The sequence below is a fragment of the Arthrobacter hankyongi genome (genome assembly GCF_022012395.1).
Lineage (GTDB): Bacteria > Actinomycetota > Actinomycetes > Actinomycetales > Micrococcaceae > Crystallibacter > Crystallibacter hankyongi.
The window spans coordinates 216,516-232,329 of sequence record NZ_JAKLTQ010000002.1; the positions used below are offsets into that span (position 1 = coordinate 216,516).

Genomic DNA, 15,814 nt, shown 5'->3' on the forward strand with positions numbered 1-15,814 from the left:
TGGCCGAGGCTTCTGCTGTGCACGATACCGCCACCGCGGCAGCCGGACCCGCCAGCCTATCGGCCGAGGGCCCCGCTGTGAGCGAAGCGAACGGTGGGAAGCCGGTAGGCGCTAATGCAGGCTTTCGGCGGGAATCTCGGCGGGTTTGCGGATGAAGAAGGCACCGACGATGGCCGCCAGCGAAATGACGGCACCGGTCAGGAAGGCCGCCTGTACGCCGCCGGCAACCGCCACGGTCTGGGTCTGGCCGGCGGCGGACAGGGCCGCCGACTGTACCGACAGGACGGTGACGAACAGCGCGGTGCCGGCAGCCCCGGCCACCTGCTGCACGGTGCCGACAATCGCGCTGCCGTGCGAATACAGCTCCGGACGCACCGCGCCCAGGCCCGCGGTGAACAACGGGGTGAACAGCAGGGCCAGGCCCAGGCTCAGCACCAGGTGGGCGGCCAGCACCAGCATCGGCGGCGTATCCGCGTGCAGGGTGGAGAGGAACCAGAGCACGGCACTGACGATGGCGGTGCCCGGCACCAGCAGCACCCTGGGCCCGGACCTGTCGTAGAGCCGTCCGACGGCGGGTGCGAGCAGCCCCATCAGCAGGCCGCCGGGCAGCAGCATCAGGCCGATCTGGACCGGTTCCAGGCCGAGGACCTGCTGGAGGTAGATCGGCAGCAGGATGATGGTACCGAACAGGGCCGCCATGCTCACCGTCATCATTCCGACGGCGAGGGAGAAGATCGGGGCCCGGAAGGTGCGCAGGTCCAGCAGCGCCCGGTCCCGTTTCTGCAGCCGCAACTGGCGCAGGATGAACACGGCCAGCGCCACGGCACCCCCGCCAATGGACGCCCACAGCGGCACCACCGGTCCGCCGTCGCCTCCGTCACCCGCACCCACGGTGCTCAGCCCATAAATCAGGCCGCCGAAGCCTGCGGCGGACAGCAGCACCGACGGCACATCCAGCGGCACCGGCCGCGGCTCGGTGACGTTCTCCACCCGGCGCGCGCCGATCAGCAGCATGGCCACGGCAATGGGCAACACCAGCAGGAACATCCACCGCCAGGACAGGGCATTCAGGATGATGCCGGAGATGGTGGGGCCGATGGCCGGTGCCACCGAGATGACGATCGACACGTTGCCCATGGTCTTGCCGCGCTCGGCCGGCGGCACCAGGGTCATCAGGGTGGTCATCAGCAGCGGCATCATGATGGCCGTGCCGCAGGCCTGCACGATCCTGCCCAGCAGCAGTACCTCGAAGCCCGGCGCCAGCGCGGCGATGAGCGTGCCGGCCGAGAACAGCGTCATGGCGGCGGTGTAGACCGGGCGGGTGTTGAACCGCTGCAGCAGGAAGCCGGTCACGGGAATGACCACGGCCATGGTCAGCATGAAGGCGGTGCTCAGCCACTGCGCGGCCCGGGCGGTGATATCCAGATCCGTCATCAGCTCGCTCAGCGCCACACTCATGATGGTCTCGTTCAGGATGACCACGAAGGTGGCGGCCAGCAGCAGCCGGATGACCTTGCGGTTCCGCCGCGTGACGGCCGTCAGGTCCGGCTGCAACAGGGCAGGGGAGGGCGGAGATTTGCTCACGTCGGGTTCCTTGGGGAAGTGATGGAGCCGGAGGCCTGCATCGACACAGGCCGATACAGGGCCAACAGGCCGGACCGGCAAGGTATTCCCGCCCAGTCTATTCGCCCCCATCCTCTATCCGCCCCCATCGACCCGACACTTAACGACCTTCTCAGCCGTGAAAAGGTCGTTAGGTGTCGGGTCGATGGGGGGGTAGGGCGGGGGTGACGTGGGACGGGGCTGGGTCAGCGGCTGCCGATGCTGGCTGTCAGCGCCGGGCCCCATCGGCGGACGTAGTCCGCTGCGCTCGAATCGGTGTCATAGCTTGAGTCCAGCTGGTACAGCCCGGGGGCCGGGCAGGTCGCACCGAGCTCGACCAGGACGGGCTTGAGCAGCAGCTCCGGCGCCAGCGCGTGGGCGGGCCCCGCGCCGAGCATCAGCGGCACGGCGACGACACCGCGCAGCCCCTCGCCGGTGGCGAACTGGTCCAGGAACAGCTTCAGCAGCCCGGTGTAGGTGGCCTTGAACGTGGGCGAGGCGAACACGGCCAGATCGGCGCCGGCAACCAGTTCGACGGCGTGCTTCACCTCCGGGTCGCCCCAGCCGAGCAGGCCGGGCCCGAGCGCGATGACATCCAGGACCTCCGGTGGTTCGGCACCGAGCAGTCCGGCCAGCCGGACGCCGGCGTCCAAGGTGCGGGAGCTGGGTTTGGGGTTTCCTGCGACGACGACGGTTTTCACTGCAGTCCTCCATGGCTTCGGGCCGCAGGCGGTCGCCCGGGCCGGGATGGGCAAGTCTGACCGGGATGTGCCTCTATTGTGCATGGTTCATGCTGGGCGGCGGCGTCCGTGCCGCCAGCCGGCGGAAGGGATGACATCGTGGGTAGCATGAGGACACTCGGCGTCGACCTGTCGGCCAACCCCAGGAAGACCGCCGTCGCGGTGCTGGATTGGCAGCCGGACCGGGCGGAACTGGTCGAGCTGCGGCTGGGAGTCCTCGACGAGGACATCATCTCCCTGATCGCCGGCTGCGATTACACGGGCATCGACTGCCCGCTGGGCTGGCCCGCCGGGCTCCTGCCTTTCCTGCAGGGGCATATCGACAACGACACCGGCGCCGTTCTGGCCCACGACGGACCCGAGGGCCGGCGCACGCTCGCCTACCGGCAGACGGACCGTTTCGTCGCCGGGCTGCTGCGGCTGGTGCCGATGAGCGTATCGGCCGACAGGCTGGGCCACGTGGCCATGCGGTGCGCCGTCATCCAGGCAAAAGCCGCCCGCGCGGCAGGGCCGGCGCGGCGCGATGGCTCCGATGGCATCGCCGAGGTCTATCCGGCTGCTTCACTCCGGTCCTGGGGGATCAAGGCCCGCAAGTACAAGGGGACTTCGGCGGATGCGCGGCTGGTGCGCGAGTCGTCGCTGCGGTCCCTGCGGGATCAGGCCGGCTGGTTGCGGCTCAAGGGGCGGGATGAACAACTGCTTGCCTCGGATGATCTGCACGATGCGTTGGTGGCATCCCTGACGGCACGGGCGGCCGCGGTAGGGAAAACGTATCCGGTTCCGGCACACCTTGCCGGTGTAGCCGCCGAGGAGGGCTGGATCCACGTGCCGAACACCCCACTGGCCGAATTGCTGTGATGTGCCTAGGCCAGCGCGAGCGCGATGGCTAGGATCACCGGGAACGACAGCAGCGAGGTGATGAAGACGACGTCCCGGGCCACTACCGAGTCCATCGGGAACTGGCCGGAAGACAAGAACACATTCTGCGCGCTGGGCAGGGCGCTCATCACCACCACGCCGAGCAGGTCCACGCCCTGGAGCCCGAAGACCCAGCGGCCGGTGCCCAACCAAGCTCATGCCGAAAACCATCAGCAGCGGCACCGAGGCATGGCCCACCAGTTCCACCGGATTCCAGATGAGTTCGGGCACGTGCAGGCCGGCGGCCGCCACGGCCAGGCCCGCCGCCGTCGCCAGCGTGACGGGGTTGGTGAACGGCGAGATGCGGCCCGGGCCCGCAGTAGGATGCCATCGCCGAGATCCTTGCCGGCCTGTTGACCGCCCATCCGCGCCTGCGTACGGTTTTAGATATCCGCAATTAAACCCGCCAAGCAGTTTAGGGGTCATCATGCCGGAATTCATGGATGTCCACCACAACATGGTCGGAATAACAGCCGAACAGTTGAAGGAAGCACACGACGCCGATCTCGCCATCCAGGGCGAGGAACAGGTCAACTTCAAGCAGGCTTGGGCGGACCCGGACTCCGGCGTCGTCTACTGCCTGTCCGAGGCTCCCTCCGCGGACGCCATCAAGCGTATCCACGAGCGGGCCGGGCATCCGGCGGACGAGGTCCATCCCGTGCCGCTGGTCGTCTGATCCGGCCCGGATTTAGTTGACCCGGATCCGCCCCGGAACAGAACCGGAAAGGAACGACGGCGGGGACCCACCGCGGCGGGTCCCCGCCGTCGCCGGTTCCCGCCTGATCTTCGGCTGCATGGGGCTGGGCGGGGGCTGGTCCTCCGGTCCGCTGGAAGCAGCCCAGGTGGCCGCCGCCCACGAGGCCGTCCAAACCGCGCTGGACTCCGGCATCAGCGACTTCGACCATGCGGACATCTATGCGCATGGCAAGGCGGAGGAAGCCTTCGGCAAGGTGCTGGCCGGGCGGTCCGGGCTCCGGGACCAGATCCGGCTGCAGACCAAGTGCGGCATCAGGCTTCCGGGGGCCGGCCAGACGGGCTGGTACGACTCGTCCCGCGAGGCCATCATCGCCCGGGTGGAGGACAGCCTGCGGCGGCTGGGCACGGACCGCGTGGACACGCTGCTGATCCACCGCCCGGATCCGTTGGCGCATCCGGAGGATATCGCGGCCGCCTTCGAACAGCTCAAGGACGCGGGGAAGGTGCTGCGGCTGGGTGTCTCCAACATGTCCGCGGACCAGATGCGCTGGCTGCAGTCGGCCTTGCCGGACCCGCTGGCGGCCAACCAGTTGGAGATGAGCCTGTACCGCAGCGGGTGGCTGGAATCCGGTGTACTGGTCAACCACCCGGAGTCCGCGGCGGTGGGCTTTCCCCACGGGGCGCTGGAATACTGCCAGGCGAACGGCTTGGAGCTGCAGGCCTGGGGCCCGCTGGCGCAGGGACGCTATAGCGGGGCACCGGGAGCGGCCGAGACCGGGCCGGATGCGGCGACGGCGGAACTGGTCTCAACCCTGGCCGGGGAGAAGGAGTGCGCACCGGAAGCGGTGGTGCTCGGCTGGCTGATGCGCCATCCGGCGGGCATCCGCCCGGTGGTGGGCACCAGCAAACCGGACCGGATCAGGGCCTGCTCCGATGCGGAACGGGTGGCGCGCTCCATGACCCGGGCCGAGTGGTACTCGCTGTGGGTCTCCGCCCGGGGTCGGGCCTTGCCTTAGCCGCCCGGCAGCTACCGGACCTGCCGCCCCGGCACCAGACGGACGTCCTGCAGCCTTACGATCCGCCACCGGCCCACGACCTGGCTTTCGCCTTCCGCGCAGGACAGCGTGGTGTCCCCCGCCAGGCTGGCGACGATGTCTTCCGTGCTGGCCGCGGCCGCTGGAATGGTGTGCACCAGCTGCCAGTTGCCTTCGAGCAGTTCCGGATTGTCCAGTGCTTCACCCAACTGCACCGCGTCCAGACCTTGGGCCCCGTGGTAGACGCGTACCTGCGCATCGGCATCACCGGGGGCCGCCGCAGCGAAATAGTCACCTGTGAATTCCATGCCACGAGTCTACGGACGGATCGTGGAAACCACACGGCTACGGTTCGGTCTGGCTGAGGACCGCAGGGTCTTTCTTGCCGTACGGCATCCGGATGCGCAATGACCGGGGCTGGACCCGCAGCAACAGGTGCGTGCCCTGGCCGAGCGTATCCCCGTCGATTTCGATTTCCTGCGGCAGCAGGGTCTGGATTTCGGCGGATTCGCACCGGAAATACTCGAGCGAAGGGTCCCTGCCCTTGCCCCGCCGGAGCAGGCCGGCGGCGACGCCGAGCCAGCCCAGTTTGCCGCGGGGCGCCACGGTCATGATGTCCAGCAGGCCGTCGTCCAGGCGTGCGCCGGGGAAGATTTCCAGCCCGCCCATGATCTTCCCGCAGTTTCCGCCCATCACGCTGCGCACCCGGCGGTAGAACGGCTTCTTGCCGTCGATGCGGAGCTTGGTCCGCGCCGGCTTTCCGGGCAGGTTGCGGATCCCGGCGTCCACATAGGCCAGCCAGCCGACCTTGTCCTTGAGATCGTCCCGGGTGTCGCCCATGATCGCGGCGTCGAAGCCGAGGCCGGCCATCACCAGGAACACATGGGAATCCTGGGCATGGTCGACATGGATATGCACGACGTCGATGCGGCGTTCGGTGCCGTTGAGGGCGTCCAGGACGGCCGCCTGCGGATCGTTGATGTCGATGTCCAGATTGCGGGCCAGCAGGTTCCCGGTGCCCAGCGGCAACAGGCCCAGCGGGGTGTCTGTCCCGGCCAGGACCTCCGAGACGCAGCGCACCGTGCCGTCCCCGCCGGCGGCGATCACCAGGTCCACCCCGGCCTCGAGCGCCTCCCGGGTCATGCCCTGGCCCGGATCCTCCACCTTGGTTTCCAGCCAGAGTGGCTCGTCCCAACCCTCATCGAGACACACCTTGGTGACCAGCGAGCGTAAATCGACTTCAGTCCGTTTGATCGGATTGACGACGACGGCGGCACGGTTGCGGTGGGGATCGGCCATGGCGTCCTTCCTGTTCAGGGGTGTTGCAAGGCTATCGAGCCGGAGAGCGTTTTGGACAGCTCGGCGGGCGGCCGCGCTGCTGTCGATCTCGTGCGGACACCGTGAGAAGGTGTCTGCATGGATAACGAATCGACGGAGCTGGGCATCTACGTTGATGGCGACGTCATGATGATTGTCGGGCACGAGGACGACATTGACCACCTTATTGCGCAACTTTCGGCTGGTTCAGGCTTGAAAAGCCGGGCCCTGACCAGGGACGCGCTCGCAGCCGTGGCCGGACTGGCCGGAATGGCGCCGGGGACGCCGGCAGGCGGCCGGTGGGTCAGGCTGACGCCGGACGCTGCCGCCCGATTCGGGGGAGTCGCTGGGACGGATAAGCCGCACCACGGCGTCGTGGCCGGAATCCTCCGCGGGCCGAAGGGAAGGACCGGGCAGGAGCTGAAGTTCATCATGCCCGGCGGCGGCACGCCCAGCCCGTTGAGGATGTCCAACGCGGCGGCCATGGCGATGTCCATGGCCATCCAGGTGACCGTCGAGGACCTGGCGAACTACCTCGAAACCATGGACGTCACGCCGGACCAGCTGCTGCAGGACGGCAGGGCCGAAGCGATGGGGGATGCTTCCGGCACCACGCGGAATCTCTCCGAGGCCTTCGACAGGTACCAGCAGACCGGCCGCGTTTCGCCGGAGAGCTGGGAGACGGTGCAGCAGTCCCCGGCGCAGCTGGCCTCCCTCGCGGCCCGGAGCCTGGCGCAATTGGACTCGCTGGCGGATAAGGTCTCGCAGGGATCGGTAGCGGAGAAGGCAAAGGCGGTCCAGCAGGTGGCGGGGGACGAACTGCCCTACTGGCTGTCCATGACCGCGGTCAGCCTCATCGACCAGAAGCGGTTCCACATCCTCGAAATCGCGCGCGGGGAGCAGGAACACCCGGAGGACGCCGACGCCCGCCGGGACGCCGTCGCCAGGCACCATCAGGCCATGGGGCAGAGCATCGCCCGGACCCTGCAACGCCTCACCCGGGCGCTGGAGCAGGCGGGCCGCGTCTCGGACCTGGACCGGGTCTTCCAGCCGATCTCTGCTGCTGATCTGGTGCAGGCGGTGAACCAGGCGCACGAACAGATTGGCAGATTCGTCAGCATCGCCCAGATCGGTCCGCTCGCCTGGCTGGATGCCTCCCAGAAGGACTGGAGCAAATCCGTTGCCGACGTTGCGCAGAAGGGCTCGGACGCAGTCGGCGGCGCTGTCAAAGGCCTTTTTGCCGGTGTCCGGGGCGTCGCGGAGCGGGCGATCCTGGAGCAGGCCAAACGCATCCAGGCCGAACAAGCCGCGCGGAAAGCGCACCGCGAACCCGGGAAGGACGTTGACCTGAGGGGGCCCGACCGCGGCTGACCTGGGCGCCGCCGAGCCGGCGGATGAGCAGAGGCATCATGAGGCACATCGCAAGTACCGTTGCAGGACGCGGACTCCAGCAGATGTTCCGGGCGGTCAAGGCCGTCCGCCCCGTGCGTCTGATACATCCGGGGGGAGTACGCCTGGCCGGGGTGCTCGAACGGCGGCCCACGCGGGCACCGGACAGCGGCATCTCCTGGCTCGGCATTCCGGGTCTCCACCGGCACCGGCTACTTTGACGTCCTGCTCGCCTCGGCACCGGACGATTTCCGCCGGGCCTTGGCAGGACGGACCTGGGCCGTGGCACTGTACTACGGCGCTCTCTGGGGAAATGGCGGCGGTTCGGCACGCTGTCCTTGAACCTGGACCATTTGCGGCCGGACACGGATACTAGGTTCGATCCGGTGCTGCATCCTGCTGCCCGGGGCACGGACCTGCGAATGGACCCGCCGGCTGCGCGAACCGGCCTACGCGGAGGCACGGCGGCCCCGGCGCCGGGGCTAGGGCAGGCCGTAATGCGGCTTCGTCGCAATTATTGCCTGACCGATCGGTCGGTGTAGTGTATTCGACCGTTCATTGGGGCGCGCTTCACGGCCATCCCACCGTGGCGTTTCCTACCTCTACCAATACTGGAGAACTGCACATGCGCTCTGTCGCGCCCGGCGACACGGTGCAGGGCGGACAACCCGCCCTGTCCAAGTCGCTTAAACCCCGCCATCTGTCCATGATCGCCATTGCCGGCGTCATCGGGGCCGGTCTGTTCGTCGGCTCCGGCGCCGCCATCCAGCAGGCCGGCCCCGGTATCCTCGTCGCCTACGCGGCGGCGGGCCTGGTGGTCATCCTGGTGATGCGGATGCTCGGCGAAATGGCTGCCGCGCACCCGGAAACCGGTTCCTTCTCCACCTATGCTGACAAGGCGCTGGGCCGCTGGGCCGGATTCAGCATCGGCTGGCTCTACGCCTGGTTCTGGATCATCGTGCTCGGTATCGAGGCCACCGCCGGTGCCGCCATCATCCACCGCTGGGTTCCCGGCGTCGACCAGTGGATCTGGGCGCTGGTCCTGATGGTCCTGCTGACGCTGACCAAAGTGGTGTCGGTGAAGTCCTACGGCGAATTCGAGTTCTGGTTCGCTTCGGTCAAGGTGGCCGCCATCGTCGGCTTCCTGCTGTTCGGCATTGCCGCCATTCTCGGCCTGGTTCCTGGCGTTGACGCCCCGGGCCTGAGCAACCTGACCGGCCAGGGCGGATTCTTCCCCAACGGTGGTGCCGCTGTCCTGGCCGGCATCCTTGTGGTGGTCTTTGCCTTCTTCGGTGCCGAAATCGCCACCATCGCCGCCGGTGAGTCCGCCGATCCGGTGAACGCGGTCAAGAAGGCCGTGCGCTCCACCGTGTGGCGCATCCTGGTCTTCTACATCGGTTCCATCGCCATCGTGGTGACGCTGCTGCCCTGGAACAGCACCTCGGTGGCCAAGAGCCCGTACGTGGCCGTCATGGAGCTCTATGGCATCCCGGGTGCCGGCGTCATCATGGACGTGATCGTGCTGACCTCGGTGCTCTCCTGCCTGAACTCTGGCCTCTACACCGCCAGCCGCATGCTCTTCTCGCTGTCCACCCGCGGCGACGCCCCGCGGGCCTGGACCCGCATCTCGAAGCGCGGCGTGCCGGTGTCGGCGGTGCTGGCTTCGACCGTCGTCGGGTTCATCACCGTGGGCCTGAACTACATTGCGCCGGACACGGTCTTCCTGTTCCTGGTCAACACCTCCGGTGCCATTGCGCTGTTCGTCTGGCTCGTCATCGCGGCCTCGCAGCTGATCTTGCGCCGGCGCATGGGAGCGGAGGCGAAGAACCTCACCTTGAAGATGTGGTTCTTCCCGTACCTGACCTGGCTGTCCATTGCCAGCATCGTGGCCCTGGTGGTCGGCATGGTGGTCCTGCCGGAGACCCGTGAGTCGCTGCTGCTTTCGGTGCTGCTGGCCGCCGTCGTTGTCGCCATCGGCGTGTGGCGGTACCGCGGCCGGCGGCAGGCCGCAGCCGAAGCGCAGCCGGCAGGCGGGGAGGAACTGTCTGTCGGCGCTGGCCGCCAGTAACAATGCCGCGCAGTGTCAGCCGGGTAGTCCGGAGGCGGACTGCCCGGTTTGGCGGAATATTTGCGAAAGTGGTCATTTCTGCCACTGTTGGCCGTGCCGGTATCGGCCGATGATCGACGTATGGAATTCATCGGACTCTTGACCTTCCTGGTCCTGATCGCCCTGACCGCCTATACCGTCCACATCGCCCGTGCCGGGGACGGGGAGCCTTTCATCGGGCCCCGGCCGCCCCGGCACCGGGGTGACAGCCGCTTCCTGCGCACGCCCTTGCACCACCGCTGACCGAGAGCCTCCTGCCCTAGCCGCGAGCCGGGTCTGGATAGCGGATGAAGAGCGGATCCATCGGCTGGCCGGCAGGGTACTGATCGTCGAAGATACTGGTGCCTTCGGGTGCCAGTGCGATGGGGAGCCCGTCCCAGACATAGGATCCTCCGGCCGGCGTCGGAGCGGCAACATCAAGCATCGCCAGCGGCAGGCGAGGGTTTTCCGACCCGAGACCCTGGGTTTTCGCTATCGAGAAGGTGGCGTGGTCTGCGGCAAACTCGATCCACGGGTCCGCAATGTGGACGAACATCATGCCGTAGTGGCCGCTGAGGCGCACATCTCCGCGGAACCGCATAGTACCCAGACCCGTTTGTGGATCGAAGGTGCCGCCGTCAGGACTGAAATTGAATAAGCTCGACTCGATGACGGAGGCGCCCCGGGTTGCCGATACAGCGCGGTCGGGCAGCCGGGACAGATAGCTGATAAAGCTGCGCTTGAGCCCCCAAGTCAGCCCGAGTGGAGGCAGGGCGGCCGGTCCTGCGGTCGATGCGAAGTCCTCAAGATAGTCAGTCACTGGATTGTTCCCATCGTGTCGTGGCGGACGGTAGCGGCCGGTTCCAGCAGGCGCTCCTGCAGCCGGTTCACTGTGTCGTCGCCGAGCCCGGCGGCGTACAGGATCCCTAGAATGGTGCTGCCGTGGCTGTCGTTGAGCACCCTGAACATGGATTCCAAGTTTTCCGGCACGGCCGTCAACAGGGCGTTCATTGGACGGGCGGGATCCTTCAGGCTTACCTGCCGGCCCAGTCGCTGAAGAATGGACGGCATGGCAGGATCGGTCAGAGCATACTCGGCGACGATCTGTGCCTGGTCGGCGCCCAATGCGCTCAGCAAGCATGCCGTGAACACGCCGGTGCGGTCCTTCCCCGCTGCGCAATGGACCAGCACCGCCCCCTTGGCAGCAGCGATGGTTGCCAGCCCATATGCTATCTGCGCACTGCGGTCCAGGAGCATCTCGGCGTACCAGTGTCCGACCTCATCGGGCGTCAGGGACTCACGTGCCGCCATGTCCGCGGGATTGGCAGAAGTGGCGCTCAGGGGTAGCAGATGGTAGGCAATGTCGAAGTCGCCGGCGGGTCCGCGTCCGGTGCGCTGGGCTTCCTCGGCGGAGCGCAGATCAATTATCGTTCCTAGTCCCTGGCTCACCATCTGGGACACCTGGGTCCGGGTCGTGCGGGCAAAGTCGTCGCTGCGCTGCAGCAGCCCTGCCCGGATCCGGCGGCCGGCCGCGGGAATTCCGCCCAGGTCCCGCAAATTGACCAGCGTGCTGAGGGACATGTCTGTGCTGGCCGTGTTGGAGTGGGCGCTCATTAGCGGGTGACCTTTCCCGTGAGGGAGGCGATGGGGCGCAGGAAGATCGGTTTGGCGAGGATCCAGGCGGCGGTCATGACGGCCAGGGAGGCGGCGAAGATGGCGAAGCCGGCCCAGCCGGTGTCGTCGCGTGCGGCATACATGTGGTTGAGGTTGCGCAGGGCGCCGGTGGCCAGGACCAGGGTGATGTGCACGATGATGAAGGCGGTGAAGTAGAACATGACGGGCAGGTGTATGGCCCGGGCCAGTTCGATCGGGTAGGCCCGGTTGAGTCTTCCGGCGTCCTTGGGCCAGGCCCCGGACATGCGCAGTCCGGTAATGATGGCCAGCGGGGCGGCGATGAACACGGTGGTGAAGTAGGCCAGCACCTGCAGGCTGTTGTAGTTGGCCCAGCCGTTCTCGACCGGCCAGTTGAGCGAGGCGTACTGCAGGGCGGCCGAGGCGGCGTGGGGGAAGACGTCCCAGTTGGTGGGCACGATGCGCATCCACTGGCCGGTGGCGAAGAGCAGGACGTAGAACACCGCCCCGTTCAGGACCCAGAGGGCATCCAGGCTGAGGTGGAACCACAGATGCAGGCTGATCTTGGCCGGCTTGCCGCGGGTTTTGATCGGACCGGTGTTGTTACGGGTGAAGTACGCGGGCGGGCGTGTGGTGGTGCGCACCTGCCAGCCGGAGCGGATGATCAGCAGGATCAGCAGCGAGTTCAGGAAGTGCTGCCAGCCCAGCCAGGCGGGGAAGCCCACGGGGGCGCCGTGCGGTAGCTCCGACTCGCCGGGGTAGGCGGTCAGGAAGGACTGCACGGCGGGCAGTTCGCGCAGGCCCTTGGCGGCGAGGACGACGGCGGCCAGCACCAGGATGGCGGCGGGCACGAGCCAGACGAGCCTAGACCACCTGTTTCTGGCGGGCGCGGGTTTTGTCGATGTCGGTGCGGTCATGGGCGCTATGTCTCTCTGGAGCGGACGGGCGGAGCCGGTGGCGTGGCCGAACTGGAAAGGTTTTGCCCCGGACCGGCCGCGGGGTTTCTGCCTGCGGCCGGCCCGGGTGGTCCGGGGTGCTGGTGCGAGGCCTTAGCCGGCGCGGGCCTCGAGGGCCTTGATCAGCTGGGGGACGACGGCGAACACGTCGCCGACGACGCCGAAGTCCGCCACGTCGAAGATCGGGGCGTCGGTGTCCTTGTTGATCGCCACGATCGTTTTGGCGGTCTGCATGCCGGCGCGGTGCTGGATGGCTCCGGAGATGCCCAGTGCGATGTAGAGGTCCGGTGAGACCGTGGTGCCGGTCTGGCCGACCTGGTGGCTCTGGGGCACGTAGCCGGAGTCGACGGCGGCGCGGGAGGCGCCCACGGCGGCGCCGAGGGCGTCGGCGAGCTGTTCGACCAGCACGAAGTTTTCCTGCGAGCCCAGGCCGCGGCCGCCGGAGACGACCTTGGCCGCGGTGCGCAGTTCGGGGCGGCTGGAGGCTGCCGGTGCGTCATCGATCCGGTTGATGGCGGCCGAGGCGGCGGCCGCCGAGACGGCCGAGAGTATGGTCACGGCGGCATCGGTCGGTGTGGCCTGGCCCTCGACGGCTCCCTGGCGTACGGTGATTACCGCCGGGCTGCCCTCGACGGCGGATTCGACGGTGTAGGCGCCGCCGAAGACCGAATGCGTGGCCACAATCTTTCCGCCGTCGCTGCGCACGCTCACCGCGTCGGTCAGCAAGCCGGCGCGCAGCCGGACGGCCGACCGGGCGGCGGCCTCGCGGGACTCGACTGAGTTGACGGCCAGAATGGCGGAGGGCACGAACCGTTCGGCGGCGGCGGCCAGGGCGTCCACCTGCGGGGTGGCGAGCAGGCTGCCGGCCTGCCCGTTCTCCACAATGCAGACCTGCCTGGCGCCCAGGGATCCCAGTTCGGCGGCCAGCCCGGCACCGGCGCCGGGGGCAGTGGCCACGACGGCGATCGGGGTGCCCAGTTTCGCCGCAGCGGCCAGTACGGAAGCGGCCGTGTTTCTGATGCGCCCGTCGGCGGTGGTTTCGATGAGTGCAAGGACGTTCGACATGACAGGTTTCCTCCGTGGGACGGGGCGGGGTCAGATCAGGCGGGCGGATGCGAGGAAGTCCGCGAGCTGCTCGCCCGCGGTACCCTCGTCGGTGATCCTGGTGCCGCCGGTGCGCGCGGGACGCTCGGCGGCGGTGACCACGGCCGACCGGCCGGCGCCGGCAAAGGCCGGATCCAGGCCGATCTCGGCCAGGGACAGGACCTGAAGCGGCTTCTTCTTGGCCTTCAGGATGCCCTTGAAGTTCGGGAAGCGGGCCTCGGCCGAGCGCTCGGTGACCGAGATGACGGCCGGCAGCAGGGCATGCACGCCGAGGCTGCCGTGTTCGGTGGCCCGCACCCCGGCCACCGTGCCGGCCGAGATTTCCACCGCATCCAGGAAGGTCAGGTGCGGCAGGCCCAGGTGCTCGGCCACCATCGCCGGCACCACGCCGCCGCCTCCGTCCGTGGAGGCGTTGCCGGCAATGACCAGATCGAACCCGGTGGCGCGCAGGGCCGCTGCCAGCACCGCCGCGGTCCGGCCCAGATCGGCCCCGGACAGGGCGGAGTCCAGCACATGCACGGCCACGTCCGCACCCATGGACAGCCCCTTGCGCAGCGCGGACGCGGTTCCCTCCGGGCCCATGGACAGTAGCACCACCTCGGTGCCCTTGTTCCCGTCCCGGTACCGCAGGGCCACCTCGAGGGCGCGCTCGTTGATTTCATCCAGGACCGGCTCGCAGGCCCCCCGGTCCACCAGGCCGGCGGCCGTGTCCAGCTTCCGGTCCTCATACGTATCCGGTACCTGCTTGACGAGGACTACGATCTTCATTAATTCACTCCTTCTGCTGCGTCTGTGCCGACTGTCGGGCCGAAGGTTGTCCAGCCGGGACGCCCAGCCTTCATCATCGCTGGTATTTCGTGTAATCCTACGAGATGTCGTAATCGCCTGCAATAGGTTTACGCACTTGCCTGGTGGACTGGGGCCGTCGCTCAGGCGGACGGCCGCTGAGGGGCCAGGACGTCGGAAACGAGCCTGTCGACCAACGGCTTGAGGTCGAGGTCATTCTCGGCCAGCCACTTATCGACATCTGCCCACGCGGTGGTGTCGCTGTAGTCGAGCTCCTCGGTGATGATCCGGCCCCACTCGTCGTTGGCCTCGAGTGCCGCAGCAACGAAGCCGGAGCCGTCGATGCCGGCCGGTGCCTGTGTCCGTGCCTGCTGCAGCACCTGCTCGAAGTGGCGGTGCAGCGCCTCGCGGGTCTGCGGGTCCCATTCCTTGAATTCGATCCCCTGCTTGTGCGACGCGGCGATTCCCTCCTGCAGGTTGCCGAACATCATGTCGGCGAACTGGTGCTCGATGTACACGTCCAACCGGTCCCACATCAGCTGGCGGGCCGCCAGCGGAAGGCCGTCCCAGACCGCCTTGTTGATGCCGAAGGCTCCGCCGGAGCCGGTGAGCTGGATTTCGGGGTCCATGGTCCAGGAATTGCCGACTTCCAGCAGGCCGACGGTATTGGCCAGCACCACCGGGGCGGCGACGCAGTCGATGACGCCGCGCTGCAGGCCTTGGTAGACCTCGGTGGTGGGCAGGCTGACGCTGGTGGCTCCGAGCATTTCGATCGCGGGGCCGTGGGCCGGGGAGCCGGCGCGGATCTGCTTGCCATTGGCCTCGGCTGCCGAGCTGACCGGCTCTCCCGAGCACAGCAGCGGCGAGCCGCTGATCGGCAGCAGCGGGAGCAGGGGCTGGATGCCGTTGTCGGTCAACTCGCTCTTGATATCCTCCTGTCCAGCGCCGACAGCCATCCAGGATGAGGCGATCTGCAGCGACCCTGCCACGGGGGTGGGCGTGTGGATGAACATCAGGTCGGTGGCCAGGGCGTTGGCAGGGAACTTTTCGGGTTCCGCATAGGGCAGGTGGTAGCCGATGTCCACCATCCCATCGGCCAGGGCGGAGTTCATCTCGTTAACTGGCACCCGGGAGCCGGCATACAGGATGTCGAACGTGATCTTTCCGCCGGACCATTCCGCTACGGCCTCGGCATAGGCTTCGTTGGGCGATGATGTTGCCGTATCCGGTGCGGAGGCCAGCTGCATGGTCAGCGTCACCGGCTCCATGCCTGCCAGGGCCTCCTTGAAGTCCTCCTGCGATGCCCCGGCCGGGACCGACTGCTGGCTGGAAGTACCTTGGGCTCCGCCACCGCAGGCGGTCAGGAGCAGTGCTGCTCCGGCTAAGGCTGCCAAGCCCTTGGTCTGGCTTGATTCGAACCGGCTGCGGTTGCTTGTTTCCCAGAATTGTCCCACGCGATTCCTCCACATGTTGTCGCATTCGCGGCAGCTGGCCAGCGGGGCCAGGCACCCTTGCCTGAAGCAGATTGGAATTTACGGTATGTCGCAGACAACG

At 67.7% G+C, this 15,814-nt stretch carries 17 protein-coding genes; 6 read left to right on the forward strand and 11 right to left on the reverse strand.

Annotated elements, in window-relative coordinates:
* Positions 1–111: 111 nt before the first annotated feature.
* Positions 112–1,584, reverse strand: a complete 1,473-nt coding sequence (locus LVY72_RS04990) for an MDR family MFS transporter (RefSeq protein ID WP_237818373.1) — start codon at positions 1,582–1,584, stop codon at positions 112–114.
* 224 nt (positions 1,585–1,808) lie between these two features.
* Complete coding sequence (locus LVY72_RS04995) at positions 1,809–2,303, reverse strand: NADPH-dependent FMN reductase (protein WP_237818374.1); 495 nt, start codon at positions 2,301–2,303, stop codon at positions 1,809–1,811.
* A 147-nt stretch (positions 2,304–2,450) separates the two neighbouring features.
* Here LVY72_RS04995 and LVY72_RS05000 point away from each other — a divergent pair, with 147 nt between their 5' ends.
* Complete coding sequence (locus LVY72_RS05000; RefSeq protein WP_237818375.1) at positions 2,451–3,200, forward strand: DUF429 domain-containing protein; 750 nt, start codon at positions 2,451–2,453, stop codon at positions 3,198–3,200.
* A 5-nt stretch (positions 3,201–3,205) separates the two neighbouring features.
* Here LVY72_RS05000 and LVY72_RS05005 read toward each other — a convergent pair whose 3' ends face one another.
* The gene (locus LVY72_RS05005; protein WP_237818376.1) at positions 3,206–3,409 is read right to left on the reverse strand and encodes a hypothetical protein; all 204 of its coding nucleotides are present in this window, start codon (positions 3,407–3,409) and stop codon (positions 3,206–3,208) included.
* A 278-nt stretch (positions 3,410–3,687) separates the two neighbouring features.
* Here LVY72_RS05005 and LVY72_RS05010 point away from each other — a divergent pair, with 278 nt between their 5' ends.
* Positions 3,688–3,936 (forward strand): SCO4226 family nickel-binding protein, encoded by a 249-nt coding sequence (locus LVY72_RS05010; protein WP_237818377.1) that lies wholly within the window; start codon positions 3,688–3,690, stop codon positions 3,934–3,936.
* Positions 3,937–4,039: 103 nt separating this feature from the next.
* On the forward strand, positions 4,040–4,972 hold the full coding sequence (locus LVY72_RS05015) for an aldo/keto reductase (RefSeq protein WP_269092223.1): 933 nt from the start codon (positions 4,040–4,042) through the stop codon (positions 4,970–4,972).
* 11 nt (positions 4,973–4,983) lie between these two features.
* Here the strand turns inward: LVY72_RS05015 and LVY72_RS05020 are convergent, their stop codons facing one another.
* Positions 4,984–5,298, reverse strand: a complete 315-nt coding sequence (locus LVY72_RS05020; RefSeq protein WP_237818378.1) for a hypothetical protein — start codon at positions 5,296–5,298, stop codon at positions 4,984–4,986.
* A gap of 37 nt (positions 5,299–5,335) precedes the next feature.
* A complete protein-coding gene (locus LVY72_RS05025; protein WP_237818379.1) occupies positions 5,336–6,289 on the reverse strand; it encodes a diacylglycerol/lipid kinase family protein in 954 nt (317 codons plus the stop codon).
* Between the two features lie 117 nt (positions 6,290–6,406).
* On the opposite strand from LVY72_RS05025, the gene LVY72_RS05030 reads away from it, so the two are divergent.
* From LVY72_RS05030 to LVY72_RS05040, 3 genes are all read left to right on the forward strand, one after another.
* Complete coding sequence (locus LVY72_RS05030; protein ID WP_237818380.1) at positions 6,407–7,678, forward strand: hypothetical protein; 1,272 nt, start codon at positions 6,407–6,409, stop codon at positions 7,676–7,678.
* 643 nt (positions 7,679–8,321) lie between these two features.
* On the forward strand, positions 8,322–9,764 hold the full coding sequence (locus LVY72_RS05035; protein ID WP_237818381.1) for an amino acid permease: 1,443 nt from the start codon (positions 8,322–8,324) through the stop codon (positions 9,762–9,764).
* A gap of 120 nt (positions 9,765–9,884) precedes the next feature.
* Entirely contained in the window at positions 9,885–10,046 is a 162-nt protein-coding gene (locus LVY72_RS05040; protein ID WP_237818382.1) for a hypothetical protein, read from the forward strand.
* A gap of 16 nt (positions 10,047–10,062) precedes the next feature.
* On the opposite strand, the gene LVY72_RS05045 is transcribed toward LVY72_RS05040, so the two are convergent.
* From LVY72_RS05045 to dctP, 6 genes are all read right to left on the reverse strand, one after another.
* Positions 10,063–10,602, reverse strand: a complete 540-nt coding sequence (locus tag LVY72_RS05045) for an HtaA domain-containing protein (RefSeq protein WP_237818383.1) — start codon at positions 10,600–10,602, stop codon at positions 10,063–10,065.
* The gene (locus LVY72_RS05050; RefSeq protein WP_237818384.1) at positions 10,599–11,396 is read right to left on the reverse strand and encodes a tyrosine-protein phosphatase; all 798 of its coding nucleotides are present in this window, start codon (positions 11,394–11,396) and stop codon (positions 10,599–10,601) included. Before LVY72_RS05050 ends, LVY72_RS05045 begins: the two co-directional genes overlap by 4 nt.
* Positions 11,396–12,331 (reverse strand): cytochrome b/b6 domain-containing protein, encoded by a 936-nt coding sequence (locus LVY72_RS05055; protein WP_237818385.1) that lies wholly within the window; start codon positions 12,329–12,331, stop codon positions 11,396–11,398. Before LVY72_RS05055 ends, LVY72_RS05050 begins: the two co-directional genes overlap by 1 nt.
* 132 nt (positions 12,332–12,463) lie before the next feature.
* Complete coding sequence (locus tag LVY72_RS05060) at positions 12,464–13,435, reverse strand: electron transfer flavoprotein subunit alpha/FixB family protein (protein WP_237818386.1); 972 nt, start codon at positions 13,433–13,435, stop codon at positions 12,464–12,466.
* A gap of 30 nt (positions 13,436–13,465) precedes the next feature.
* A complete protein-coding gene (locus LVY72_RS05065; protein WP_237818387.1) occupies positions 13,466–14,242 on the reverse strand; it encodes an electron transfer flavoprotein subunit beta/FixA family protein in 777 nt (258 codons plus the stop codon).
* Between the two features lie 161 nt (positions 14,243–14,403).
* Positions 14,404–15,714 carry a TRAP transporter substrate-binding protein DctP gene (dctP, locus tag LVY72_RS05070; RefSeq protein ID WP_237818388.1) on the reverse strand — a complete coding sequence of 437 codons (1,311 nt, stop codon included), beginning with the start codon at positions 15,712–15,714 and terminating at the stop codon, positions 14,404–14,406.
* Positions 15,715–15,814: the final 100 nt, after the last annotated feature.